At 64.7% G+C, this 22,522-nt stretch carries 25 protein-coding genes; 12 read left to right on the top strand and 13 right to left on the bottom strand.

All coding sequences use genetic code 11. From position 1 onward, the window contains the following. Positions 1 to 18: 18 nt before the first annotated feature. The 5 genes from AB0J29_RS17255 to AB0J29_RS17235 form a co-directional block, all read right to left on the bottom strand. Entirely contained in the window at positions 19 to 822 is an 804-nt protein-coding gene (locus AB0J29_RS17255) for an alpha/beta hydrolase (protein WP_364786383.1), read from the bottom strand. A 242-nt stretch (positions 823 to 1,064) separates the two neighbouring features. Continuing rightward, on the bottom strand, positions 1,065 to 1,280 hold the full coding sequence (locus AB0J29_RS17250) for a hypothetical protein (RefSeq protein WP_364786380.1): 216 nt from the start codon (positions 1,278 to 1,280) through the stop codon (positions 1,065 to 1,067). A 161-nt stretch (positions 1,281 to 1,441) separates the two neighbouring features. Further along, positions 1,442 to 1,903: a hypothetical protein gene (locus AB0J29_RS17245; RefSeq protein ID WP_364786377.1), complete on the bottom strand. Its 462-nt coding sequence runs from the start codon at positions 1,901 to 1,903 to the stop codon at positions 1,442 to 1,444. Beyond that, on the bottom strand, positions 1,900 to 3,150 hold the full coding sequence (locus AB0J29_RS17240) for a hypothetical protein (RefSeq protein ID WP_364786374.1): 1,251 nt from the start codon (positions 3,148 to 3,150) through the stop codon (positions 1,900 to 1,902). Before AB0J29_RS17240 ends, AB0J29_RS17245 begins: the two co-directional genes overlap by 4 nt. 20 nt (positions 3,151 to 3,170) lie before the next feature. Beyond that, on the bottom strand, positions 3,171 to 3,926 hold the full coding sequence (locus AB0J29_RS17235) for a hypothetical protein (RefSeq protein ID WP_364786372.1): 756 nt from the start codon (positions 3,924 to 3,926) through the stop codon (positions 3,171 to 3,173). Positions 3,927 to 4,131: 205 nt separating this feature from the next. Here AB0J29_RS17235 and AB0J29_RS17230 point away from each other — a divergent pair, with 205 nt between their 5' ends. After that, positions 4,132 to 4,746, top strand: coding sequence for a DUF3558 domain-containing protein (locus AB0J29_RS17230; protein WP_364786370.1), 615 nt, complete (start codon positions 4,132 to 4,134; stop codon positions 4,744 to 4,746). Between the two features lie 122 nt (positions 4,747 to 4,868). Here the strand turns inward: AB0J29_RS17230 and hemW are convergent, their stop codons facing one another. After that, positions 4,869 to 6,053 carry a radical SAM family heme chaperone HemW gene (hemW, locus tag AB0J29_RS17225; RefSeq protein WP_364786602.1) on the bottom strand — a complete coding sequence of 395 codons (1,185 nt, stop codon included), beginning with the start codon at positions 6,051 to 6,053 and terminating at the stop codon, positions 4,869 to 4,871. A gap of 65 nt (positions 6,054 to 6,118) precedes the next feature. Then, entirely contained in the window at positions 6,119 to 6,508 is a 390-nt protein-coding gene (locus AB0J29_RS17220) for an SgcJ/EcaC family oxidoreductase (protein ID WP_364786367.1), read from the bottom strand. A gap of 436 nt (positions 6,509 to 6,944) precedes the next feature. Between AB0J29_RS17220 and AB0J29_RS17215 the strand changes: the two genes are divergently transcribed. The 5 genes from AB0J29_RS17215 to AB0J29_RS17195 all read left to right on the top strand — a co-directional run bounded on the left by AB0J29_RS17215 (position 6,945) and on the right by AB0J29_RS17195 (position 12,733). Further along, positions 6,945 to 8,756, top strand: coding sequence for a nitrite/sulfite reductase (locus tag AB0J29_RS17215; RefSeq protein ID WP_364786364.1), 1,812 nt, complete (start codon positions 6,945 to 6,947; stop codon positions 8,754 to 8,756). Between the two features lie 14 nt (positions 8,757 to 8,770). After that, positions 8,771 to 9,505 (top strand): phosphoadenylyl-sulfate reductase, encoded by a 735-nt coding sequence (locus AB0J29_RS17210; RefSeq protein WP_364786361.1) that lies wholly within the window; start codon positions 8,771 to 8,773, stop codon positions 9,503 to 9,505. Positions 9,506 to 9,611: 106 nt separating this feature from the next. Next, on the top strand, positions 9,612 to 10,541 hold the full coding sequence (gene cysD, locus AB0J29_RS17205) for a sulfate adenylyltransferase subunit CysD (RefSeq protein WP_364786357.1): 930 nt from the start codon (positions 9,612 to 9,614) through the stop codon (positions 10,539 to 10,541). Between the two features lies 1 nt (position 10,542). Further along, positions 10,543 to 11,832 (top strand): GTP-binding protein, encoded by a 1,290-nt coding sequence (locus AB0J29_RS17200; protein ID WP_364786354.1) that lies wholly within the window; start codon positions 10,543 to 10,545, stop codon positions 11,830 to 11,832. A gap of 106 nt (positions 11,833 to 11,938) precedes the next feature. After that, entirely contained in the window at positions 11,939 to 12,733 is a 795-nt protein-coding gene (locus AB0J29_RS17195) for a sirohydrochlorin chelatase (protein ID WP_364786599.1), read from the top strand. A gap of 95 nt (positions 12,734 to 12,828) precedes the next feature. Here the strand turns inward: AB0J29_RS17195 and AB0J29_RS17190 are convergent, their stop codons facing one another. After that, a complete protein-coding gene (locus AB0J29_RS17190; protein WP_364786351.1) occupies positions 12,829 to 13,545 on the bottom strand; it encodes a protein phosphatase 2C domain-containing protein in 717 nt (238 codons plus the stop codon). Between the two features lie 37 nt (positions 13,546 to 13,582). Continuing rightward, a complete protein-coding gene (locus AB0J29_RS17185) occupies positions 13,583 to 14,182 on the bottom strand; it encodes a PadR family transcriptional regulator (RefSeq protein WP_364786348.1) in 600 nt (199 codons plus the stop codon). Between the two features lie 123 nt (positions 14,183 to 14,305). Between AB0J29_RS17185 and AB0J29_RS17180 the strand changes: the two genes are divergently transcribed. Then, a complete protein-coding gene (locus AB0J29_RS17180) occupies positions 14,306 to 14,722 on the top strand; it encodes a nuclear transport factor 2 family protein (RefSeq protein WP_364786345.1) in 417 nt (138 codons plus the stop codon). Then, complete coding sequence (locus AB0J29_RS17175) at positions 14,703 to 14,918, top strand: NAD(P)-binding protein (RefSeq protein ID WP_364786342.1); 216 nt, start codon at positions 14,703 to 14,705, stop codon at positions 14,916 to 14,918. The genes AB0J29_RS17180 and AB0J29_RS17175 overlap by 20 nt, the downstream gene beginning before the upstream one ends. Before the next feature lie 56 nt (positions 14,919 to 14,974). Here AB0J29_RS17175 and AB0J29_RS17170 read toward each other — a convergent pair whose 3' ends face one another. Both AB0J29_RS17170 and AB0J29_RS17165 read right to left on the bottom strand, forming a co-directional pair. Further along, positions 14,975 to 15,133, bottom strand: coding sequence for a hypothetical protein (locus tag AB0J29_RS17170; RefSeq protein WP_364786339.1), 159 nt, complete (start codon positions 15,131 to 15,133; stop codon positions 14,975 to 14,977). Positions 15,134 to 15,227: 94 nt separating this feature from the next. Beyond that, a complete protein-coding gene (locus AB0J29_RS17165) occupies positions 15,228 to 16,370 on the bottom strand; it encodes an epoxide hydrolase family protein (protein ID WP_364786336.1) in 1,143 nt (380 codons plus the stop codon). A 64-nt stretch (positions 16,371 to 16,434) separates the two neighbouring features. Between AB0J29_RS17165 and AB0J29_RS17160 the strand changes: the two genes are divergently transcribed. Next, positions 16,435 to 17,421, top strand: coding sequence for a YafY family protein (locus tag AB0J29_RS17160; RefSeq protein WP_364786333.1), 987 nt, complete (start codon positions 16,435 to 16,437; stop codon positions 17,419 to 17,421). 402 nt (positions 17,422 to 17,823) lie between these two features. Further along, complete coding sequence (locus tag AB0J29_RS17155; protein WP_364786330.1) at positions 17,824 to 18,294, top strand: DIP1984 family protein; 471 nt, start codon at positions 17,824 to 17,826, stop codon at positions 18,292 to 18,294. Between the two features lie 359 nt (positions 18,295 to 18,653). On the opposite strand, the gene AB0J29_RS17150 is transcribed toward AB0J29_RS17155, so the two are convergent. Together AB0J29_RS17150 and AB0J29_RS17145 are read right to left on the bottom strand one after the other, a co-directional pair. Further along, positions 18,654 to 19,064 (bottom strand): hypothetical protein, encoded by a 411-nt coding sequence (locus AB0J29_RS17150; protein ID WP_364786327.1) that lies wholly within the window; start codon positions 19,062 to 19,064, stop codon positions 18,654 to 18,656. 495 nt (positions 19,065 to 19,559) lie between these two features. Continuing rightward, entirely contained in the window at positions 19,560 to 20,183 is a 624-nt protein-coding gene (locus AB0J29_RS17145; RefSeq protein ID WP_364786324.1) for a TetR/AcrR family transcriptional regulator, read from the bottom strand. 106 nt (positions 20,184 to 20,289) lie between these two features. On the opposite strand from AB0J29_RS17145, the gene AB0J29_RS17140 reads away from it, so the two are divergent. Together AB0J29_RS17140 and AB0J29_RS17135 are read left to right on the top strand one after the other, a co-directional pair. Continuing rightward, positions 20,290 to 21,711, top strand: coding sequence for an MFS transporter (locus AB0J29_RS17140; RefSeq protein WP_364786321.1), 1,422 nt, complete (start codon positions 20,290 to 20,292; stop codon positions 21,709 to 21,711). 8 nt (positions 21,712 to 21,719) lie between these two features. Further along, the gene (locus AB0J29_RS17135) at positions 21,720 to 22,412 is read left to right on the top strand and encodes an SGNH/GDSL hydrolase family protein (protein WP_364786318.1); all 693 of its coding nucleotides are present in this window, start codon (positions 21,720 to 21,722) and stop codon (positions 22,410 to 22,412) included. Positions 22,413 to 22,522: the final 110 nt, after the last annotated feature.

The raw sequence follows: 22,522 nt of genomic DNA, 5'->3' as shown, positions 1-22,522 counted from the left end.
CCGCCGACAGTCAGCTGGTCACTGACCAGCTGCGGCTTCTACTACAGAGGCGACTTCGGTGGGGCGGGAGACGAGGGAGGCGTGCGAGGCGTCGATTTCGGTGGTGTGGGCGCCCATTCGGGTTGCCATGAAGCGTTGGGAGGCTGGGGGGATTACATGGTCGTTGGCCGAGACGAGGTACCAGCTCGGGGCCGAGGACCAGGCGGGGGTGCCGGAGGGTTCGAGGTTGGCGGCTACGGCCAGGGAGCGTTGGTGGGCGAACATGGCGGCGGCTACTTCGGGGGAGACATCTTGGGCGAAGACCGGGTTGAAGTATTCGCGGGCTATGTAGCTGTCGATATTCTTGCCCGCTAAGCCATGTGGGTCGTCGACGGCGCACACCTGTAGTGCCGGGGGCAGTAACTGACTGCCGGGGAAGCGGATCGGGTCGAGTTCGAGGAGTGCGACTTCGCCTTGTACGGGGGCGAAGGCGGCAATGTAGACCAGCGCTCGGACTTTCGGGTCGTGGACGTTGGTGATGACGAAGCCGCCATACGAATGGCCCACCAGGACAACGGGTCCGGAGATGGTGTCCAGGGTTCGCTGTATGGCCGCGGCATCGTTGGCGGGGCCGCGCAGCGGGTTGTCGGGAACAACGACTCGATAACCGTGGTCGCGCAGCGTCGCGGCGACGCCGTTCCAACTCGTGATGTCGGCGAAGGCGCCGTGCACGAGCACGATCGTCGGCAGGGGTTCGGCGGCCGCGGGCACGGCCGCGAGGACGGGTGTGGAAGCCAGGGTGAGCGCCGCGATGCAGGCGCGGAGACTACGGGTGATATTCATCAGAGTCCTGCCTGTCGTCGTTGATGCTGTCGGCCCTGATGTTGTCACCTTTCGCCGAGCACCACAGCTGAACAGACCGCTCGGTCGGTGCACCGCACCGCGGGAATGCCGACGACGACCATTCGCGACAGACCTCAGCACGCCGACATCAGGCGCGCGCCGAGGCCCGGAGAAGCAGCCAGCGATCGGCTCTCGCCTCTGCCGACGCTCACCCGACGAGCAACGGCATGCAACACCCGCAGCTACAGCTCGAACCTGGTTCTCGCCATCTTGCCCGCCTTGGCGTCCAGGCCGAGCATGGCGAGTAAGGATTCGCAATCCGCCGCGTTCTCAGCGTGGCTGGCGACCGTGCGGGCGGCTATGGCGCACTGTCGCGCGTTTTCGGCCTTCTCCGCGGCCCGCGCCTCGGCGAACTCGCTCTGCTCAGAGATAACAGTGATGTGTCGTGCCGGTGGCATAGGACTCCTTGGTTTGTCCGCAGCCTACGCGCGTTTACCGATCCGTGATAGTGCAACGACAGTATTCCGCTAGCCCGGCCCGCAGACATCTGGAGAACTCACAAGCCCACGTACCACACACTCGGTTCCACCCACCAGAGAGGACGACGTCGCACGCCCCATCAGACCAACCAGGACCTGTTCGTCGGGTATTCGTCGAAATCGTCAGGCCAGTCCGAAGGCCCGACGGTGTTGTTGTCGTAACGACGCGAACGGGTCTCGACTGCCGGTGGCGGCGGCTGCGGATCCCACTGCCAAGTGAACCGCGGCGAAGTCTTCAACTCGGCGACCTCAGGGGGCACGGGGCGGGCAAGCTGCTCGATCTCACGCCACTGGCACTCGCCGTGGTGGACGCGGGCCGCATAGGCCTGGAGTTCGGGCGAGGCGGTGGGTACGGCTGCGAGGTCCGACATGAATTCCTCGTCAACCGTGGTGGGTTCGTTGAATAGTGCCGAAATGTCCAGGTTCTCGAATCGGATGCGCGCGGTGTCCAGGTCGGCGACGGCGTCCATGAGGCTGCGCACAGCGGCGTCCACCTCGGGATCCAGATTCGGCTCGCGGTTGGATCCCCATACCGGATTCATGCGTTCTCCCAAGGCTGGTTACCCGAGCCGATTTCGTAGTCTTGCTGTGGCCGGTCCAGGGTGTGATTGAGCTGAGCTATCTCCGACACATCCTTGGCTATCGCCGCCTTCTTGGTCGCATCATCGATCGCCGACGTGATCGGCTCGAGGGTCTGGTCGAGCGTCTGTTTGGCCTTGTCGCGGGCGGTCCCGAGCGGATCGGACACGATCTCGAGAAGCGACTTGACCCGGTCTCTCAATGCCTCGATCTTCTTGACGAGATCTATTGCGGTGGTGATGATCTCGATCAACTTGCGACCGATATCGGCGATCTCCGCGGCAGTGCCGGCGCCAGGGATCTTGTGGGCGATCGTCTTGATCGCGCCCTTGACGCTCCGGAAATCGACGCGCTCCTCCAGCATCTCCCACACCTTTGTGAGGATGGTCTTGACGGCCTCCCTGATCTTGTCTGCGACCACGCCGAGGGCGTCACTGATGACCCGACCGACGGGTCCCTCCCACTTCATTGCCGCGATCTGCAGTTGCGCCCACTCGCTGAAGGATATGGCGGCCTTGCCGTTCCAATGCTGGTCGACCCGACTGACGCCGGCTTCGAGGTTCTTCCCGCATGCCTCCATGCCGTTGCCGGCCGCTTTATAAGCCTCGCCGATACGCCTCACCTCGTTCCAGTTACCCGGAATCGGCTTCAGCGCCTCGCCGAGTGGATCAACCTCATGACCTGCCATACGGGTGATGCTCTTGATGGCCTCGTTGACGTTCCCGAGCACAGGCGCAACCTCGGTGACAAGTGCGGCGGTGTCCTCCTTGTTCGCTTGCGGCACATCGAGTTTGAATTCTTCCGGCTTCGAATAGATGGCCGACGACTCGTAGTCGACCGCGTGGCCGTCAGCTTCCCTATCCGTGTACACGGGCACCGGCACATCTCGGTGGCCGAGGTTGACCTTGTGCTGGTTGAGTGCGGCATAGGTGTGTTGATCCTGGTTGTGATACAGCCAGGCTGCTTTGTTGAGTTCGTAACCGGTTTCTATCGTCTTGATGCCGATATCTCCCATTCGCCGTTGAGTCGATTCGGCGGCGATGCGGACCGGTGCCAATAATTGGTCGATGATCGGACCACTGAGCCAATCCGCCGGCGGCCCATGCTGGCCGGTAAATTTTCCAGCTTCTGTAGCATTATTGCCGATTTCAGAGACAATTTTGGCCAAGCCCCCTATTTCAGACGGCTTCGCGAGGAACTCTTCACCCATCAAATACCTACATCTACTCGTTACGTTCTCTGCAAAGATTTGACGATCTTGTCGACGTCGCTACTGGTCAGAGCCTTCGCAGACCCGATGACATGTTTGAACATGAAGACCGCGACCTCCGAGGTGAAATACGCCGGAGTGGCGACTATGTCAAATTCCAGTTCAGTGGGGTCACAGGAATGTTCTTGGTACAGTCCAGTTACTACTGCTGTATATCGGACCGCCGGACGCCCGGATATCTCGAATTGCGACGGACCGCGAATGTCGACCTGCGGTCGGCGCCCGGTGCCGTTGTGGGTGAATATCCGCTCCGCCTTACCGATCTCCTCGCGAGCGGCTGCATCGATATCAATACCATTGCGGCCCGCAACACCCACCGCGGCCAGAGTTGAACTCTTGTTCTGGGGACAATAGCGATAGCCATAATCACTCACGGCACCATATCCGGCTATGATGGATCCATCCTTTTCCGACCAGCCAATTACAGTGTCGTTACTGGGCCGCCACCCATCGCTCGATGGCACGGTATAAGTCAGCCCAAATCTCGTGGGCACCGGCTGCGGCTGCCCTTTGGGCACTTCGACCAACGGCGGCGGAAACTCCTGGGACGGAAATCCAGATGGCAGCGGCGGATCAACTCGCCCCGCTGGGGGCGGCGATGCCCACGACGACGCCGCCTTCGCCGGTGATTCCACGTCATCCGCAAATGGGTTGCCGATCCACGTCATCACAAGCAGGATCGCAACGGCTATGCCGAATAGCAGCGCAATCTTCACCAGTTGAATGAGTATCCCGCGCCGGTGCAGCAGCTTGACGATTCGCAGTGCTCAACCTCCCCCTTCACGCGAACAAGGGAACCTTACGATGATCAGCCCGACGTGTCAAAAGGTACCTCTAGGAAACTTGCGCACTCAAGTGGCATACTCCTCGCTGCCCGAGTTCTTTTCGGCATACGGAATCGCAAGCAGCAGGAGTTTCTCAGTGATTAACAGATCCCTCACCGCCGGATGCGTGCTGGTTACACTCGGACTGTTGACCGCGTGCGCGAATGACAATGCGAATGATCACGGCTCGAATCAATCCTCCACTTCGCCGGCCTCGCGGACAACATCGAAGTCAGGGGAGATTCCTCCCGCACCGAAGCAGCCCGACGGCATCAATCCGGTCCGATTCGATCCGTGCTTCACGATTGACGATGCCATGGCGACAAGCGCCGGATTCGATCCGAAAACCCGCACGCGAAGCGATCTCGTAGCCGGAGATACGGTTGTTATCGGTTGCTCTTTCGAACGGCCAAAGAACGCTGACGGGGAAGTTACCGGCGATGTCATAGTGCGGTCGAAGAACACTCCCATCGCAGGGGCCGCCACTTCCAGCCACAACACGGTGATAAGCAGAGATCCCATCGACGGCCGTCCAGCTGTGGTCTTTACCGATGATGCATTCCCCAATTTCTGCAATGCGGCAATATCCTCGACCGATGGAGTCTTGGAGATTGTTCTCAGCGCCATCCCCGGATCGACTCCGGCCTCCTCGTCATGCGATCAAGTTCGCGGGGTAGCCGAAAATTTCGCCAGCGCTCTCGGCGACAAATAGGCTGCAACGCCTCGACCCCTGAGGCCGCCGCGGGCGATTCGGACCGCGCGAGCCAGACCTACAAGCCAAGTGAGAACCACGGCGCAAGATACCGCGAAGGCACCGGCAGTAGCGAATACGGCTCAGGTCAGGAGGTCGCGAACCACGCCATCGGCGAGTAGGCGGCCACGGTCGGTGAGGATCAGGCGGTCGTTCGAGCGAATTGCCAGACCGTCGGCGATGATTCGGGTCGCGGCGGCGGATTCGGTTGGGGCCAACTCGTTCAGCGGCAGACCGGTGCGCAGGCGGATGGTCAGCATGACGCGTTCGGTGTGCTGCTCGTCGGCGGTGAGTACTTCCCAGCCCGCCGCGGGAAAGCCGCCGCGTGCGACGGTATCGGCATAGCGCGCAGGGTGTTTGACGTTCCACCAGCGCACGCCGCCGACATGGCTGTGCGCGCCGGGTCCCGCACCGAGCCAGTCGCCGCCGTCCCAGTAGCCGAGGTTGTGTCGGCAACGGGCGGAATCGCCTGCGGCCCAATTGGATACCTCGTACCAGGTGAGCCCGGCCGCATTCAGGCGGGAGTCGATGCGTTCGTAGCGGGCGGCGAGCACATCGTCGTCAGGGGCGGGGAGTTCGCCGCGGCGGACCCGACGGGCCAGCGCGGTGCCGTCCTCGACGATGAGCGAATAGGCCGAGACGTGGTCGACGCCCGCGCTCAGCACCGCGTCCAGGCTCGCGTCCAGATCGCTGTCGCGCTCCCCCGGCGTGCCGTAGATCAGGTCGAGATTCACATGGTCGAATCCGGCGGCACGTGCCTCTTTCGCGGCGGCAACGGCCCGGCCGGGCGTGTGGGTGCGGTCGAGCACCTTCAGCACATGCTGGGCCGCGGATTGCATGCCGAGCGAAACCCGGGTGTATCCAGCCGTGCGGATGCGTTCGAAGAACTGCGGTCCGGTCGACTCGGGATTGGATTCGGTGGTCACCTCGGCGTTGGCAGCGAGGGTGAAGTTCGCGCGCACCGCGTCCAGGACGTTCGACAGGCCGTCGCCACCGAGCAGGGACGGCGTGCCACCGCCGACGAATATCGTCGTCACCTCGGGCGTCGCCGTCGGCAGCTTGGCGAACTCGTCGGCCGCCGTCGCCAGTTCACCGCGCAGCGCATCCAGCCAGGACTGCGGCGATGCCGAGGTGCCCAGTTCGCCCGCGGTATAGGTGTTGAAATCGCAGTATCCGCAGCGTGTCGCACAGAACGGCACGTGGATGTAGATCCCGAACGGCCCGCCGCCGAAGTCGCGCAGCACCAGGGCAGGCGTCTCGGCTGCGATCGGGACGGCGGCGGAACTCACCCCACCATTGTGACCGCCGCCCCCCTGGGCTGTTGCGGGCGGGTTCAGTCGGCGACGCCGGTGTTCTGATTCGCGGTGAGCAGCCAGCGGCCGTCCTCCTTGGACATGACGTACATCGGCGAGCCCTGACCGGACAGCTGACCGTCGCCGTCGAAGTAGCGCTGGACCACCTTGACCGCGGCCACATCCGGCCGGATGATCAGCACGTGCTCGACCTCGTAGGTCACGGTGCCGTCCCCCATCGCGCCCGGCAGCACCTGGGCGGTGAACTCGGCGATGGCCGCGCGGCCGAACAGTCGCTTCCCGCCCGCACTCGTCCAGATGGCGTCCTCACGGAACAGACCGACGAATTCGTCGACAAGCTCGTGCTGCTGGGAGTGTTGGACGGTGGCGACGACCGCACGGATGGCGTCGAGATCGGTATCGGTACTCATGCCACCGAGCTTGCTACCTCAACCTAGCTCGAGGTCAAACCGAGTGATCCGGTCCACCGACGACGATCTTGACGAATCATGTGATGCATTCAGCTCGCCAACTATGACAGCCATCACAATCGGCGCGCATAGTCCTGGGGATTTCCCTCGATTTCGCGGGAAATACTGCCGCGCGGCCGGAAGGGCCACTCTGACGTGGCACAATGGGCCACATGCGCGGATCTGGAGTACGACTTGTGGCACGCCGCCACGTCGACTACAAGCGCGTCTGCAGTGCCCGCTGTCGGCCCGGTTCCCCTCGGTAGCTCAGCGGCGCGCATTCCCAGGTTCGCCCGGTGATCCCTCGTTTCGACGGACACCAGCCCGCTGACACCACAGGCGTGAGTCAGCCCTCGCGTCTGCAACACGGATGTAACCACTCAGCAGGAGCGACCCTATGACGTCGAGCACCGACTCCGGTCCCACGAATCAGCCCCAGCCGGAATCCGGACCCGGGCAGCACGCACGCCCGGTCCGCCCGGTCTCCGAACGACGCGTCCGTCCGGACCGTCCGCGGACCGAGGCACCGACGGGCACCCGGGTCCGCACCGGTAAGCCGGTGCGCCGCAAGGCCGAGGGCCAGTGGGCGCTCGGCTACCGCGAGCCGCTGAACCCGAATGAGCAGTCCAAGAAGGACGACAACCCGCTCAATGTGCGGGCCCGGATCGAGAACATCTATTCCAAACACGGCTTCGACAGCATCGACAAGGGCGATCTGCGCGGCCGGTTCCGCTGGTGGGGCCTCTACACCCAGCGCGAACAGGGCTACGACGGCACCTGGACCGGTGACGAGAACATCGACATTCTCGAGGCCAAGTACTTCATGATGCGCATCCGCTGTGATGCGGGCGCATTGAATGTCGCACAGTTGAAGACCCTCGGCCAGATCTCCACCGAGTTCGCCCGCGACACCGCCGACCTGTCCGACCGCGAGAACGTCCAGTACCACTGGATCGAGGTGGAGAACGTCCCCGAGATCTGGAAGCGGATCGAAGGCGTCGGCCTCCAGACCACCGAGGCGTGCGGCGACTGCCCGCGTGTGGTGCTCGGCTCGCCGCTGGCCGGTGAATCGCTGAACGAGATCATCGACCCGACGCCCGCGATCGAGGAGATCGTGCGCCGCTACATCGGCAAGAAGGAGTACTCCAACCTGCCACGCAAGTTCAAGACCGCGATCTCGGGCCAGCAGGATGTGGTGCACGAGATCAACGACGTCGCGTTTGTCGGGGTGAATCACCCGGAACACGGCCCTGGTCTGGACCTGTGGGTCGGCGGCGGTCTGTCGACGAATCCGATGCTGGCCCAGCGGGTCGGCGCGTGGGTGCCGCTGGACGAGGTGCCCGATGTGTGGGAGGCCGTCGTCTCGCTGTTCCGCGATTACGGCTACCGCCGCCTGCGCACCAAGGCCCGGCTGAAGTTCCTGATCAAGGACTGGGGCATCGAGAAGTTCCGTCAGGTGCTAGAGGACGAGTACCTGAAGCGCAAGCTGATCGACGGTCCCGCGCCGGAGCAGCCGAAGAAGCCGATCGATCACGTCGGCGTGCAGCGGCTGCGCAACGGGCTCAACGCGGTCGGCTTCTCCCCCATCGCGGGCCGGGTTTCGGGCACCGTGCTGACCAAGGTCGCCGAGGCGGCGGAGAAATACGGCTCGGACCGGATCCGGTTCACCCCGTACCAGAAGCTGATCGTGCTCGATATCGCCGACGATAAGGTCGACGCGCTGATCGACGAGCTGGAACCCCTTGGCCTGCAGGCACGTCCGTCGCTGTGGCGCCGGAACCTGATGGCCTGCTCCGGAATCGAATTCTGCAAGCTCTCCTTCGCCGAGACCCGCAAGCGGTCCCAGGCGCTGGTGCCGGAGTTGGAGGAGCGGCTCGCGGATCTCAATGCGCAGCTGGATGTTCCGGTGACCATCAATATCAACGGCTGCCCGAACTCCTGCGCGCGGGCGCAGATCGCCGATATCGGCTTCAAGGGGCAGCTGATCGATGACGGCTCCGGCAATCACGTCGAGGGTTTCCAGGTTCATCTCGGTGGCAGCCTCGGCTTCGACAGCGCCTTCGGTCGGAAATTACGTCAGCACAAGGTGACCACCGATGAGCTCGGTGACTACATCGAACGCGTGGTGCGCAACTTCATCAAGCACCGCGAAGACGGCGAACGGTTCGCTCAGTGGGCGGTTCGTGCCGACGAGGCCGACCTTCGGTGAATGGGAGAACTAGCGTGACAACGGATCAAGTAACGACGGACCTGCCCGCGAAGCTGCCGGAAGACGAATTGCGCGCGCTCGCCGAAAAAGGCGCGGCCGCACTCGGACCGAATGCCACGGCGCTGGACTTGCTCCAGTGGACCGAGGACATCTTCGGCACCGGATACATCGTCGCCTCGAATATGCAGGACGGCGTGCTGGTTCACCTTGCCGCCCAAGTGCATTCGGGTGTGGATGTGCTGTTCCTGGATACCGGCTACCACTTCGCCGAGACCATCGGCACCCGCGATGCGGTGGCGGCCGTCTACGGCGTGAATGTGATCAATGTGCGGCCGGAAAATACTGTGGCCGAACAGGATCAGCTGCTCGGCAAGGATTTGTTCGCCCATGATGCCGGTGCATGCTGCCGGTTGCGCAAGGTTGTGCCGCTGAAGCGCTCGCTCGTCGGTTACAACGCCTGGGTCACCGGCATCCGCCGCGTGGAGGCCCCGACCCGGGCCAACGCACCGCTCATCTCGTTCGACGAGGCATTCGGACTGGTGAAGATCAACCCGATCGCCGCCTGGTCCGACGACGCGATGCAGACCTATATCGAACAACACGGCATCCTCGTCAATCCCCTTGTCGAAGAGGGATATCCGTCGATCGGCTGCGCTCCGTGCACACAGAAGCCGGAGCCGGGTTCCGATCCGCGAAGCGGCCGTTGGGCCGGCATTGCCAAGACCGAATGCGGGTTGCACACAGCATGACCGAGTCAAGGCCCGGAGGAGGCAGCCCGCGTAACCACGGAGGGCCCCTCGGGCATGCAAAGAAGGACACAGCATGACCGAGTCAGGGCCCGGAGGAGGACACAGCATGACTGAAACCAGCAGCGCACGTTTGCTCGGCATCACCGATTTCGACACCCTCGCGGCGTTGGAGTCGGAGTCGATCCACATTTTCCGTGAGGTAGCAGGCGAATTCGAGCGGCCGGTGATCCTGTTCTCCGGCGGTAAGGATTCCACGGTGCTGCTGCACCTGGCTCTCGAGGCGTTCTGGCCCGCGCCGCTGCCCTTCGCACTGCTGCACGTCGACACCGGACACAACCTGCCCGAGGTGCTCGAGTTCCGCGACAAGGTGGTCGACAAGTACGGCCTGCGGCTGTATGTCGCGAAGGTCGAGGACTACCTGGCCGACGGCCGGCTCACCGAGCGCCCGGACGGTATCCGCAATCCGCTGCAGACCGTTCCGCTGCTGGACGCCATCGTCGAGCACCGCTTCGACGCGGTCTTCGGCGGCGGCCGTCGCGATGAAGAGCGCTCGCGCGCGAAGGAGCGAATCTTCTCGCTGCGCAATGCCTTCGGGCAATGGGATCCGAAGCGGCAGCGGCCCGAGCTGTGGAATCTGTACAACGGCAAGCATGCTCCCGGCGAGCACGTCCGGGTCTTCCCCTTGAGCAACTGGACCGAACTCGATATCTGGCGCTACATCGCCCGCAAGGATATCGACCTGGCGAGCATCTACTACTCGCACGAACGTCCAGTCTACCAGCGCGACGGCATGTGGATGACGCCGGGCGTCTGGGGCGGCCCGCGCGAGGGCGAGGTGCTGGAGACCCGTTCAGTGCGCTACCGCACCGTCGGCGACGGATCCTCCACCGGCGCAATTCTTTCCGACGCGGGCGATAACGAGGCGATTCTCGCCGAAGTGGCCGCGTCCCGTTTGACCGAGCGCGGCGCTACCCGCGGTGACGACCGAGTGTCGGAGGCCGCGATGGAAGACCGTAAACGAGAAGGATATTTCTGATATGTCCGACCTATTGAGGCTGGCCACCGCCGGTTCTGTCGACGACGGTAAGTCCACCCTGGTCGGACGGCTGCTCTACGATACGAAATCCGTGCTGGCCGACCAGATCGACGCCGTCACCCGCGCGTCGGTGGATAAGGGTCTTGCCACGCCGGATCTTTCGCTGCTCGTGGACGGGCTGCGCGCGGAACGCGAGCAGGGCATCACCATCGATGTCGCCTACCGCTACTTCGCAACACCCAAGCGGTCTTTCGTGCTCGCGGATACGCCCGGGCATGTGCAGTACACCCGCAATACGGCCTCCGGCGCGTCCACCGCGCAGCTGGTGATCCTGCTCGTCGACGCGCGCAAGGGTGTCATCGAGCAGACCCGTCGGCATGCCGCGGTACTCGCGCTGCTCGGCGTGCCGAAGCTGGTGCTCGCGGTGAACAAGATCGACCTGGTCGATGACCCGGCGACCGTATTCGCCGCGATCTCCGCCGAATTCAACACCCTCACCAGCACCCTCGGCTGGGCCGCCGAGGATGTGCTGGAGATTCCGGTCTCGGCACTGCACGGCGACAATATCGCCTCGCGCTCGGTGAACACCCCGTACTACGACGGACCCTCGCTGATCGAGCACCTCGAGTCGGTACCGGTGGACGCCGACAGCTCGGGCGCGCACGCGCTCGGACTGCGCTTCCCAGTGCAGTACGTGATCCGACCGCGCACCGCCGAATACCCGGACTACCGCGGGTACGCGGGCCAGATCGCGGCGGGCTCGGTTTCACCCGGCGACGAAATCGTGGTGCTGCCCTGCGGAATTCGCTCCACCGTCGAGCGGGTCGATACGCCCGATGGTGAGCTCGCCGTCGCACAGGCCGGCCGCAGTGTCACGCTGATCCTGGCCGACGATGTGGACATTTCGCGCGGTGACATGATCGCCTCCCCGGCCGATGCGCCGGAACCGATCGACTCGTTCGACGCGACCGTCTGCTGGCTCGGCGATAAGCCGCTGCGTCCCGGCGCGCGACTGCTGCTCAAACACGGCACCCGCACCACGCAGGCGATCGTCGGCGCGCTCGTCGAGCGGTTCGACGAGCAGAACCTGACCACGCAGGCGAGCCCGGAGTCGTTGACGCTCAACGATATCGGCCGCATCTCGGTGCGTGTCGCCGAGCCGATCGCGGCCGACGACTACCGCGTCAACCGGCACACCGGCAGCTTCCTGCTCATCGATCCGGCGGGCGGCAATACCCTCGCCGCCGGCCTGGTCGGTGACGTGCTGACCGCGGTCGAGGTCGGAGTCTGAGGTGAATTCGCGCGGTGGTATCGGCTCGGTGGCGCGGCTGCCGGGCGGATCCATGTGGGCCGAACTAGAGCGCATATCCGAACACGGACGCGGACCGAATAGACCGATGTTCGGGCCGATCCGGGTCACGGCGGCCACACCGATCGGCGGATATGCGGACCCGAGACCGGCACTCATCGCGGTGGCACATGGCAGTCGAGATCCGCGCTCGGCTGCGACGATGTCGGCGGTCGTCGCCGATATCGCCGCCGCCCGGCCGGATATCGATGTGCGACTCGCATTTCTCGATCTGAATGCGCCATCGGTCGAGCAGGTCGTCCATGCCGTTGCCGCACAGGGACACACGCAGGCCGTCGTGGTACCGCTGCTGCTGGGCAGCGCTTATCACGCACGAGTCGATCTACCCGGACTGCTCGCCACCGCACGCCCGCAGCTCCCGCTGACCCAAGCCGACGTTCTCGGGCCGGACCAACGACTCATCGCTACTCTCCGCGACCGCACCCTGGCGGCGCTGGGACCGGCGGGGGGTGCACCGTCTGCATCACTCACGAACGTGGGGGTCGCCGTGGCGGCCGTTGGGACGGCATCGGCGGCAGCGAACGCGCGAACCGGCGAGGTTGCCGAACAGCTCGCGGCGCTGACCGGCTGGCATACCGAAATCTGCTTCGCGACCACCGAACCTTCTGTCACCCAAGCAATTTCGCGTCTGCGCGTCAGTGGTGCCGAGCGCGTGCTCGTCGCACCGTGGTTCCTCGCGCCGGGGCTGCTCACCGATCGCCTGGCAGCCGCCGTGCCCGATGTGGTGCACGCGCCCGTGCTCGGGCCGGATCCGGCGTTGACCGAAATCGTTTGGGACCGTTATGACGCCGCGCTCAGCGCTGCTTTGAGCCTGTCTGCCTGATCATCGGCCGAATCGTCCTTCTGCGGCGATGGCCTGTCGAATGACCCAGCGCCTCAGGTCGACCGGCCACTAAATCTGGTGTACCGCAAAGCAATTCAGTCGACATAGACGACGATAGCCGTGGCGTTGTCGTTGCCACCCGCCAGATCGGCGGCAGACAGCAGCCCAGCGACAACGGAGCGCGGATCGGCCTCACGGCTCAGCAGAATTTGCAGATCGTCGTAGCCGACCTGATCGGATATGCCGTCGGTGCACAGCAGGTATCGGTCGCCTGGGCGCGTAGTCACGCTCAGCACGTCCGGTTCCGCCGCGGTCCCGTGCCCGATGTAGCGGGTGAGCTGATACCGCGCCGCCGCGGCCTGCGGCGAGTCGAATGGATACCAACCGTGCACAGCGCCGAGCCACGCCATCGTATGGTCGGTTGTCAGCAGCTCCAGTAGCCCGGCACGCAGTCGGTACACCCTGGAGTCACCGACCTGCACGAGCCAGCAGCCATCCGGAGCGACGACCATGGCGGTCAGTGTGCATCCAGCCAAGGTCCGCAATTCCCGACCGATCCGGCTCACCCGAGCATCCGCGGCCGCCACCGCGGCACGCAGCGCATCAGGCCCGACTTCCACCGCATTCACGATGTGGTCGACGAAGATATCGACCGTGGTCCGCCCCGCCGCCGCGCTACCCGGTCCATCTCCCATGCCGTCGGCCAGCACGGCGAGCAACGGCCGCGCGCGCAGATAGGTGACATCGAAATTCGCCGAGTAGCGGCTGCCGACATCGCTGCCCACCGCAACATCGATCACGGGATTGCGCACTCGCGGATTCTGGCACACGGCGGCACCACACGGCACCTCAGCGTGGGGTGATCGAGTCCAGATCGGCCGGGGTCGCGGAGCCAGCGGCGGTCCGCCGGTCGATGACGGCAAGAGCGAACTCGCCCCAGCGAAGGTTCTCCTGCTCGAAGGAGATTCCCCGCACCAAGGTCAGGTAGGGACCGATGCGCTCGGCCTCGGCCAGGTACGCCTGCTCGCTGCGCCCGTCGAGCAGGCGGGCGCGCAGGCGTTCGTAGCGGGCCAGTTTCGCCCTGGACCAGTCCAGCTTCTCGGCCACCGCGGCGCGCACGGTCGGCGCATCTTCGGTGTCCATGCCCTGCACTTTGACCATCAATTCGTCACGGACCGCGGTCGGTTTGGCGGGCTCGGCGATGAACGCACGCAGCGCGGCCCGGCCGGCCGCGGTGATGGCGTGCAGTCGCTTATTCGGGCGACGCTCCTGCTGCACGACCCGGGTTTCGATCAGGCCGTCGGCGGCCATCCGCTCGAGTTCCTTGTACAGCTGCTGGGGTGTGGCCATCCAGAAGTTGGCCACCGAGGCGTTGAAGCCCTTGGCCAGGTCATAGCCGGACGCCTCCCCTTCCAGCAGAGCGGCCAGCACCGCGTCACGTAGCGCCATCCGCTCAGGCTAACACCTTCGATGAATATTCAAATTATTGTCTAATCAACTGTGGACGCACATACAGGTCCCCGATAGTGTTCAAAATAGATAGACAACTAATTGACTATGAAAGGTGGCGTGATGCATCCCTTCCGTGCAGCTGTGGAGGCCCGCGACGAGATCGCTATCGAGGCACTGCTGGCCGACGATGTGGTATTCACCAGCCCCGTCGCGTTCAAGCCCTATCCGGGCAAGGCGATCACCGCGGCCATCCTGCGCGCGGTGATCCGGGTATTCGAGGACTTCCGCTACGTGCGCGAGATCGCCGACGCCAACGGCCGCGACCACGCCTTCGTCTTCGAGGCCACCGTCGACGGCAAGCAGCTCACCGGCTGCGATTTCCTGCATTTCGATGCGGACGGCAAGATCGACGACTTCATGGTGATGGTGCGTCCGATGTCGGCCGCACAGGCATTGGCCGCGCGGATGGGCGAACAGTTCGAGCGGATCAAGGCCGAGGCCACCGCGCAGCTCCAGCGTGAGACCGCCGAAGCGTGAACGATTACGACGCCATCGTCATCGGCGCGGGCAACGCCGGCTGAGGACCGCGGCCACGGCGCAACGCGCGGGCGCGCGAACGCTGTTGCTGGAACGGCACAATGTCGCGGGCGGCTGCGGAACCTCCTTTCGCCGTGGCTGTTTCGAATTCGAGGTTGCGCCGCACCAACTTTGGGGTGCCGGTGTCGAGGCGTAGCCGGGGTCGAGGAACAGTTTCGCGAGATTCGGCGCCAACGATCCGATTCGGCGAATTTATCGGCGTTCGTCCATGGCCACATCGGCCTGGACGGGCACTACGCGTTCCATCTGCCCGACATCGGCGGAACCCACCGCTCGCTGCGCGATCCCGACGCCCGCGCCGACGAATGAGCCGCGCCGTTGCCGGTTGCCCGCGGCGAAGGGCGCCCGCACGGTCCCAGATGTGTAGCGGCCACACCCGGGACCGTGCTGCTCATGGCAGATGACCACAGACAGTCGTCCGCCGTGGATCGCCGAGATTCGGTGTCTATTTGCGGTATTCGCGGAACGTGGCACGCAGGTCGTCCACGATGAGGTCGGGTTCTTCCATGGCGGCGAAGTGGCCGCCACGGTCGAATTCGGTCCAGCGCACGATGTTGTGGTTTCGTTCGGCGACGCGGCGGACCGGGATGCCGAGGTCGTGGGGCATCACCGCCACGGCGACCGGCACGTCGGTCTCGGGCTCGGGCGCTCCCCAGGTGGCGGCGCCTTCGTAGTAGTAGCGCGCCGAGGAGCCCGCGGTGGCGTTGAGCCAGTAGATCATGACGTTGGTCAGCATCGCGTCACGGTCGACGGCGTCCTCGGGCGCGTCGGTGGAGTCGGTCCAGTCCTTGAATCGTTCGACGATCCAGGCCAGTTGCCCCACCGGTGAATCGGTGAGCGCGTAGGACAGTGTCTGGGGGCGGCTTGCCTGCAGCATCGCGTACGCGCCGAGTTCGTACTGGGCGCGGCGAGCCAGTTCGAGGGCACGCCGTTCGGCCGGATTGTCGAGGTCGGCGGTCTCCGGGGTGACGGTGGCGGAGGCGATCATCGTCAGATGCACAGCGACCAGGTGCTCAGGGTCGATGACCGCCAGCTGTCGCGAGATCGCGGCCCCGGTGTCTTCGCCGTGCGCGGCGTAGCGGTGGTAGCCGAGGCGGCGCATGAGTTCCGCCCACGCCTTCGCGGCGCGCGCGGTCGACCAGCCTACCGCGGGTCCGGAAAACCCGTAGCCGGGGATGGTCGGCACGACGACATGGAAGGCATCCTCCGCGTTGCCGCCATACGCCACCGGGTCGGTCAGCGGCCCGATCGTATCGAGAAATTCCACGATCGATCCGGGCCATCCGTGCGTGAGCACCAGCGGCAACGCGCCGGGTTCTGCCGAGCGGACGTGGATGAAATGCACGTCATGGCCGTCGATCTCGGTGCGGAACTGCGGGAAGGAGTTGAGTCGGGCCTCCTGGGCGCGCCAATCGTAGGTGTTGCGCCAGTAGTCGGCCAGTTCCCTGGTGTAGTCGAGCGGGATACCCTGTCGCCACCCCGCACCGGGATCCGCGTCTGGCCAGCGGGTGGCGTCCAGTCGCCGATTCAGGTCGTCGAGCTGTTCTTGGGGGACATCGATCCGGAACGAGGTGATCTCGGTGTTCATGAGAACCACACTAAGAGCCACCTAGGGCAATTACAGTCCTAGGTTCTGGTGGAGAATACGCAGCGTGTTGGAGACCTCAGCCCGACTGCTCGAACTCTTGTCGCTGCTGCAGACACCCCGCGATTGGACCGGCACCGAACTGGCCGAACGCCTCGAGGTCGATATACGGACCATCCGCCGCGACATCGACAAACTGCGCAACCTCGGCTATCCCGTGCACGCCGTGGCGGGAGCCGCTGGATATCGACTGGGCGCTGGAGCCAAACTGCCACCGCTGCTGCTGAACGACGACGAGGCGGTCGCCGTCGTCCTCGGGCTGCGCACCGCGGCGGGCGGCACCATCGCCGGAATCGAGGAGAGTTCCCTACGCGCCCTGGCGAAATTGGAACAGATCCTCCCGGCTCGATTGCGCCACCGGGTCTCGGCGCTGCAGGCCGCCACCGTCAGCATGTCGGCCGGCACCCCGCTCGTGGATCCCGATGTGTTGACCGCGATCGCCTCCGCGATCCGCGACCACGAACAACTCCGCTTCGACTACCGCACGCACGATGGCACCGAGATCCGACGGGCGGCCGAACCACATCGGCTCGTGCACACCGGGCGACACTGGTATCTGGTCGGCTGGGACGTCGATCGCAAGGATTGGCGCACTTACCGAATCGACCGCCTGCGTCCGCGCATCCCCAACGGTCCGCGGTTCACCCCGCGCGAAGCGCCGGAGGTGGACTTGGCCAATTTCGTCGCACACGGGATCAGCACTGCGCCCTACCGCTATCGAGCACGCATCACCCTCGAAGTACCGGCGGCGGTGGCGGCCAATCGCATCCCACCGACCATCGGCGTCATCGAGGCGATCGACGAAGGACACTGCCTGCTACACACCGGCTCGAACTCACTGGACGAATTGGCCGTCTATACCGGGCTGTTCGGCTTCGAATTCCGAGTCCACGAACCACCCGAACTCATCGAGCACCTGCGCGCGCTGGCACATCGCGTCACCGCGGCCATCTCGCCTCGGGACGGCATGCCCGATTCGGCTCACCACACATGATGATCTGCACCCAGACGACACCTGGGCCGATAACGTTCGCTCGAGTCCCGAGAACGGCTGCGGCGACGAACTGGTGATCACCCGGCCCGCACGCCCATTCCGCACGGTGCGACAAGGTGTATCACCAACCCCCACGTTGCCGTGTACACCGCATGCGTTACAGGTTCAACCTGTGGAAACGCATTGCCCGAGAGGGTGTCTCGCGAACATTCGTTCATGAGACTCGCCCGCTTATTTTCCCCCTCGTCTTTTCTCCCTCAGCATTGGCGACGCGGTGTCGCCAATGCTGAGAAGGATTGCCATACCAGGGTTCCGGCCGACGGTGCCTTTGAAGCCCGCCTGTAGCCACGGGCTCGACACCACCCATAATGGACAGCCCACGGTCAAATGGAGGTCAGAGATTTGAAGCTGGCAGAGGCGTTGTCGTTGCGCGCGGACTCCGCGCGGCGGATCGAGCAGCTACGCGCTCGCATCGCGAGCAGCGCCCGTTACCAGGAGGGCGAGGAACCCGCCGAGGACGCCTCGGCCCTGCTCGCCGAGGCCGAAGAGGTGATCCGCGAGTTCGAAACGCTCATCCGGCGGATCAACCGCACAAACGCCGCTGCCCGCATCGATGCAGAAAGCACGCTCACCGACGCACTTGCTCGCCGCGATGCGTTGCGCCTACAACACTCCATCATTACGGACGCCGCAGATGCGGCAACAGGCAGGAATCACGGCGGGTACGCGCGTCAGCTGCGTTCCGAACTCAAGATGCTCTCCGCTTTGTCTGTCGCCGAATTACGCGCCCAAGCCGATTCACTCGCCCTGCAACTCCGCGAACTCGACGTGCGAATCCAGCGTGCGAACTGGGAGGTAAACCTCCTGGACTGACAACGAACGGTGGAGCAGGTAGTCGTTACGGAGGCGTGCACGACCCGCTGAGCCGACGGGTAATCGGCCACTCTCCTGGCGCACGATGGGCAGTGCGGGGGTTCGACTCCCTGCTTCACAACGCAGCCCAGCACCGCGCACAGGTGACAGTGCACAGCACACGACACACAACCATGTGCAGATCCGTAACGACGAGGGCGGGCTAGGGGATCTCCACCCAACGAGTAATGTCCGGATTCAATGCATCTGGCGAAGAAGGCTCTCGTGAGCACGGGTTCGCCAGAATCACTGAGTCGGACTGGTCTGTTGTGGCCCAGTAAATCTGGCGAGCATGGAGCAGACGCTTGACCTCGAGCGACTCAGGAGTCGAACCGGAAGAGTTTGAGAACGCCAGGATCGCCGGTTGGTGCGTTGGTGAGTGACCACGTGTCGAAGTCCTCACGGCGGAAGCCGGATTCGGCGGGGACGAGGCGTATCTGGGCCCTCTTCGGGTCCATCCACCAGACGAGGAAATCTGCGACAGTCCCCTCGGCGGGCCATTTGCTCGTGTCGTCGGGAAGCAGCAGAACATCGACGAACCCGCCGATGGGAAGACCGAGGTCGATGAAAATGCCGATCGTGCCCAGCCGTGGAATCAGACCGACGGTTCCGGTCAATCGCTGCCCGAGAACGAGGTTGGCGCGCACTCGATCCCAGACGTCCGGGTCGTCGCTGAGGTGATCCCAGTTGTAGGGAGGGTGCGGTTGATCCTCGTTGTCCTGTTCGAGCATGCCGATGAGCCTATCGGTGGCATTTCAGTTGGCAGAGGGACCGGGTCTGACATGCACCGCACACTCCAAATCGCTCCACTGGGCAATCGACCCATGCTGACCGGGGTACAGCCGACCCCAGCTCCAGCGATTCGCCAGTTTCATTGAGCCGATCGCCAGATGATGATCCAAGTCCGCCAGATTCCATGATCCCCTCGCCACCTTCATCGAGCCCGGACAAGTAAATCCGAGTCAGTCAGTAGTTATTGGCTATCAATGATCGATAACTGGTCGTCGGCGACTCAGTCGCGCCGGACGACGGCAATAAACCCCCGATAGACGTCATCGATTCGGCGACCAGCTCCGCCGTGCTCACCGCATCGATCACGTTGATGGCACCCTCATCAATGGCGCCATCTGAGACCGCGAAAACACCGGCACATACCGCCGTGAGTCACAGACCAGCTGGTCAGCGTGTGGCGGTGCATCATCGGAGATCACACTTTGAGTCTGCGCTCAGCCCAGAAGCCGGTTCACGATGGTGTGCGCAGTGGCGACACCGCGATCATCGCCCATCTGCTGGGCGGTATTGGCCGCGCTGATCACCGCGTCGAGCTCGAAAGCCATGGCATCGGCGTCACGGCCGGTGAGATCGCCCGCTTCCTGAGCGTGCCGAATTTGCTTGGCCAAGAAGTCGAGCCATTCGCTGTGATCCTCGGCGATGGCATCGCGGACGGGGCCGGGTTTGCTGTCGAATTCGGCGATGGTGGCCACCCGGAAACAGCCGCCCGGAAAGGTCGGGTCGGTGATGTGGTCGAACCAGCGATCCATGAGGGCGCGCAGGCGGGGTAGGCCGCGCGGTTCGGTCAGGCTGGGCGCGATCACCCGTTCGACGAAAGCCTCGCGGGCCACCTTCACCGCGGCGACCTGCAGTGCTTCCTTGGTGCCGAACAGGGTGGCTATGCCGCTCTTGCTGATGCCGAGATCGGTCGCGAGACGACCGATGCTCAGGCCGGTCAGTCCCTCGATGGAGGCCACGTCGGCGGCATGTCTGGCAATCGAGGCCCGGGAGCGGGCGCCCTTCGCAAGGCGCTGATCAGTGCCCGAGGTGGGCTGCTCGGCGGTTGTCGACTCTGCCATGTCGCCATTCTTCCACCTCCGGGTTGCAAATACGAACGCACGGTCGTACTTTTATTGCACGAACGGTCGTACGTTTAGATTTTGCCTCACCGAAGGGATCTCCCTCATGACCGAAGTGTCCGCGCGGACCGACAGTCCGCCGACCTCGAAGGCCGCCGTGCGCACGCTCGTCATCGCCTGTGGCGCGGCGTTCGTCGCCTTCCTGGATCTTTCCGTCGTCAATATCGCGTTCCCGTCGATCGCCCGCGACTTTCCCGGCACCGCGACGACCACGCTGACCTGGGTGGTGAGCGGATACGCCATCGCCTTCGCGGCACTGCTCACCCCGGCGGGCCGCTTCGCCGACACCCTCGGACGGCGCAGGCTGTTCCTGATCGCACTGCTCGGTTTCGCCGTGACATCCCTGCTGTGCGGACTCGCACCCACCGCCGGTTGGCTCATTGCCGGACGCCTGCTGCAAGGTGCGACGGCGGCCCTGATGGTGCCGTCTGCACTCGGCCTCGTCCTCACCGTGACACCGCGCGAGAAGATCGGCGCGGCCATCGGAGCCTGGTCCGCCGCAGGCGGTTTCGCCGCCGTCGTGGGTCCGGCGATCGGCGGTGCGCTGGTCGAGACGTTCGGCTGGCGGGCGGTATTCGTCATCAATATCCCGGTGGCGATCGTGCTGATCGCACCCGGGCTGCGCATTCCGGTGCCCGATATCCGCCAGCCGGGCGGTGCGCTGCCCGACCCGGTCGGTACCGTCGCCATCGCCCTGGGACTCGGCGGTGTGGTCGCCGGTGTCACCGAGGGGCAGCGGTGGGGTTGGACAGCACCCGGCACACTCGCCGCGCTCGGCGTCGGCGCGCTGCTGATCCTGGCCGCGCTGATCCGCTCCGCACGCCACCACAATCCGGCCATCGCGGTCGAGTTGTGGCACTGCAGGCCGTACGCGCTGGCCAACGCCGCCTCGTTCGTCTTCGGTGCGACCATGTTCGCCTGGCTGCTCGCCGGACCGCTGTTCCTCGATGCGATCTGGCAGTATTCGGCGCTCGGTTCGGCGGCCGCCTTGACGGTGGGCGCGGTGTCCTCGATGGTGACCGCGACCATCGCCGGTCGTGTGACGACGCCGAGCGCGCGGCGTTGGCTCGGTGTCCTCGGGGCGCTGATGTACACCGGCACCACTGTGTGGATGAGTACCGACGCCTTCGGGCCGACACCGGCTCTGTGGTCCGCCTGGGTACCGGCCGGGGTGTTCGGCGGCGGTGGCGTCGGAATCGTCGTGACGGTGCTCGGCACCGCGGCGGCGAGTTCGCTTCCGCCGCAACGCTTCGCGGCCGGAATCGGCATGAATCTGACCGCAAGGCAGGTGGGCGGCGCGCTCGGTGTCGCGGTGCTGGCGGCGGTATTCGCCGCCAATGCCGAGGATGCGCTGGCCGCCTTCCACACGCTGTTCGCCGTTTGCGCGGGCATCGGTGTCGCATCCGCAGTGGTCATCGCGATTCCGGCGCGTATTCCCGTTCCGACCGTCGTCCCCGCTCAGAGCTAGGAGTCACCTTGATACCCAACGATATTCGCACCGAAGCCAACGATCCGATGCTGCTGTCGAATACCGCCGCGCTCGAACTGCTCGCCGACGCGCCTTGGCAGCGCTATGCGGTACTCGGGGATTCGATCGCCCAGGGCGTCGGCGATCCGAGTCCCGGGTACGACACCGCCGGTTGGGCGGATCGTGTCGCCGCGGTATTGACGGCGGCGAATCCCGCTCTGTCATATCTGAATACCGGCCGGATCGGCGCGACGTCCGCCCAGGTGCGCGCCGACCAGCTGCCGCGGGTGCTCGAATTCGCGCCGGATCTGGTGCATCTCAGCTGCGGCGGGAACGATCTGTTCACTTCCGGCGGCAATATCGACGAACTCCGCGCGAATCTCGACGCGCTCTTCGGTGCGCTGGCCCGCAGCGGGGCGCAGGTGAGCACCTTCACCCTCGCCGACGTATGGGAGGCGGAACGAATGGCGCCGATGCGCCCGATGCGGGAGCGGATGTCGGCGCTCAACGACATAATCCGCGAGCTGGCCGCACGGTACGACGCCGTGCTGGTGGAGCTCTGGGACCATCCGCTGCGGCTGCGACCGGATCTGATGAGCACCGATCTCATCCACTTCACGATGAGCGGGCATGCGGTGCTGGCCACGGAGATCGTGCGCGCACTGTACGAGCTGCTGCCGGCGAAGAAACCCGCGTACTGATCGGATAACAGACACCGGGCCGCGTTCGAGCTGATCTGCTCGGACGCGGCCCAGCTCCAGCACCGGCGCCGACTCGGAAACCAACTGCACGACCCGGCAGGCGCCTGCTG

It is taken from the genome of Nocardia sp. NPDC049707 (genome assembly GCF_040674855.1).
Lineage (GTDB): Bacteria > Actinomycetota > Actinomycetes > Mycobacteriales > Mycobacteriaceae > Nocardia.
This window is presented reverse-complemented; position numbering and strand designations above follow the sequence as displayed.

Bases quoted from the DNA above. Each gene is read 5' to 3' on its own strand.
- AB0J29_RS17255 (WP_364786383.1), bottom strand. From the start codon at position 822: ATGAATATCACCCGTAGTCTCCGCGCCTGCATCGCGGCGCTCACCCTG.
- AB0J29_RS17250 (WP_364786380.1), bottom strand. From the start codon at position 1,280: ATGCCACCGGCACGACACATCACTGTTATCTCTGAGCAGAGCGAGTTC.
- AB0J29_RS17245 (WP_364786377.1), bottom strand. From the start codon at position 1,903: ATGAATCCGGTATGGGGATCCAACCGCGAGCCGAATCTGGATCCCGAG.
- AB0J29_RS17240 (WP_364786374.1), bottom strand. From the start codon at position 3,150: ATGGGTGAAGAGTTCCTCGCGAAGCCGTCTGAAATAGGGGGCTTGGCC.
- AB0J29_RS17220 (WP_364786367.1), bottom strand. From the start codon at position 6,508: ATGAGTACCGATACCGATCTCGACGCCATCCGTGCGGTCGTCGCCACC.
- AB0J29_RS17215 (WP_364786364.1), top strand. From the start codon at position 6,945: ATGACGTCGAGCACCGACTCCGGTCCCACGAATCAGCCCCAGCCGGAA.
- cysD (WP_364786357.1), top strand. From the start codon at position 9,612: ATGACTGAAACCAGCAGCGCACGTTTGCTCGGCATCACCGATTTCGAC.
- AB0J29_RS17200 (WP_364786354.1), top strand. From the start codon at position 10,543: ATGTCCGACCTATTGAGGCTGGCCACCGCCGGTTCTGTCGACGACGGT.
- AB0J29_RS17195 (WP_364786599.1), top strand. From the start codon at position 11,939: ATGTTCGGGCCGATCCGGGTCACGGCGGCCACACCGATCGGCGGATAT.
- AB0J29_RS17185 (WP_364786348.1), bottom strand. From the start codon at position 14,182: ATGGCGCTACGTGACGCGGTGCTGGCCGCTCTGCTGGAAGGGGAGGCG.
- AB0J29_RS17180 (WP_364786345.1), top strand. From the start codon at position 14,306: ATGCATCCCTTCCGTGCAGCTGTGGAGGCCCGCGACGAGATCGCTATC.
- AB0J29_RS17165 (WP_364786336.1), bottom strand. From the start codon at position 16,370: ATGAACACCGAGATCACCTCGTTCCGGATCGATGTCCCCCAAGAACAG.
- AB0J29_RS17150 (WP_364786327.1), bottom strand. From the start codon at position 19,064: ATGCTCGAACAGGACAACGAGGATCAACCGCACCCTCCCTACAACTGG.
- AB0J29_RS17145 (WP_364786324.1), bottom strand. From the start codon at position 20,183: ATGGCAGAGTCGACAACCGCCGAGCAGCCCACCTCGGGCACTGATCAG.
- AB0J29_RS17140 (WP_364786321.1), top strand. From the start codon at position 20,290: ATGACCGAAGTGTCCGCGCGGACCGACAGTCCGCCGACCTCGAAGGCC.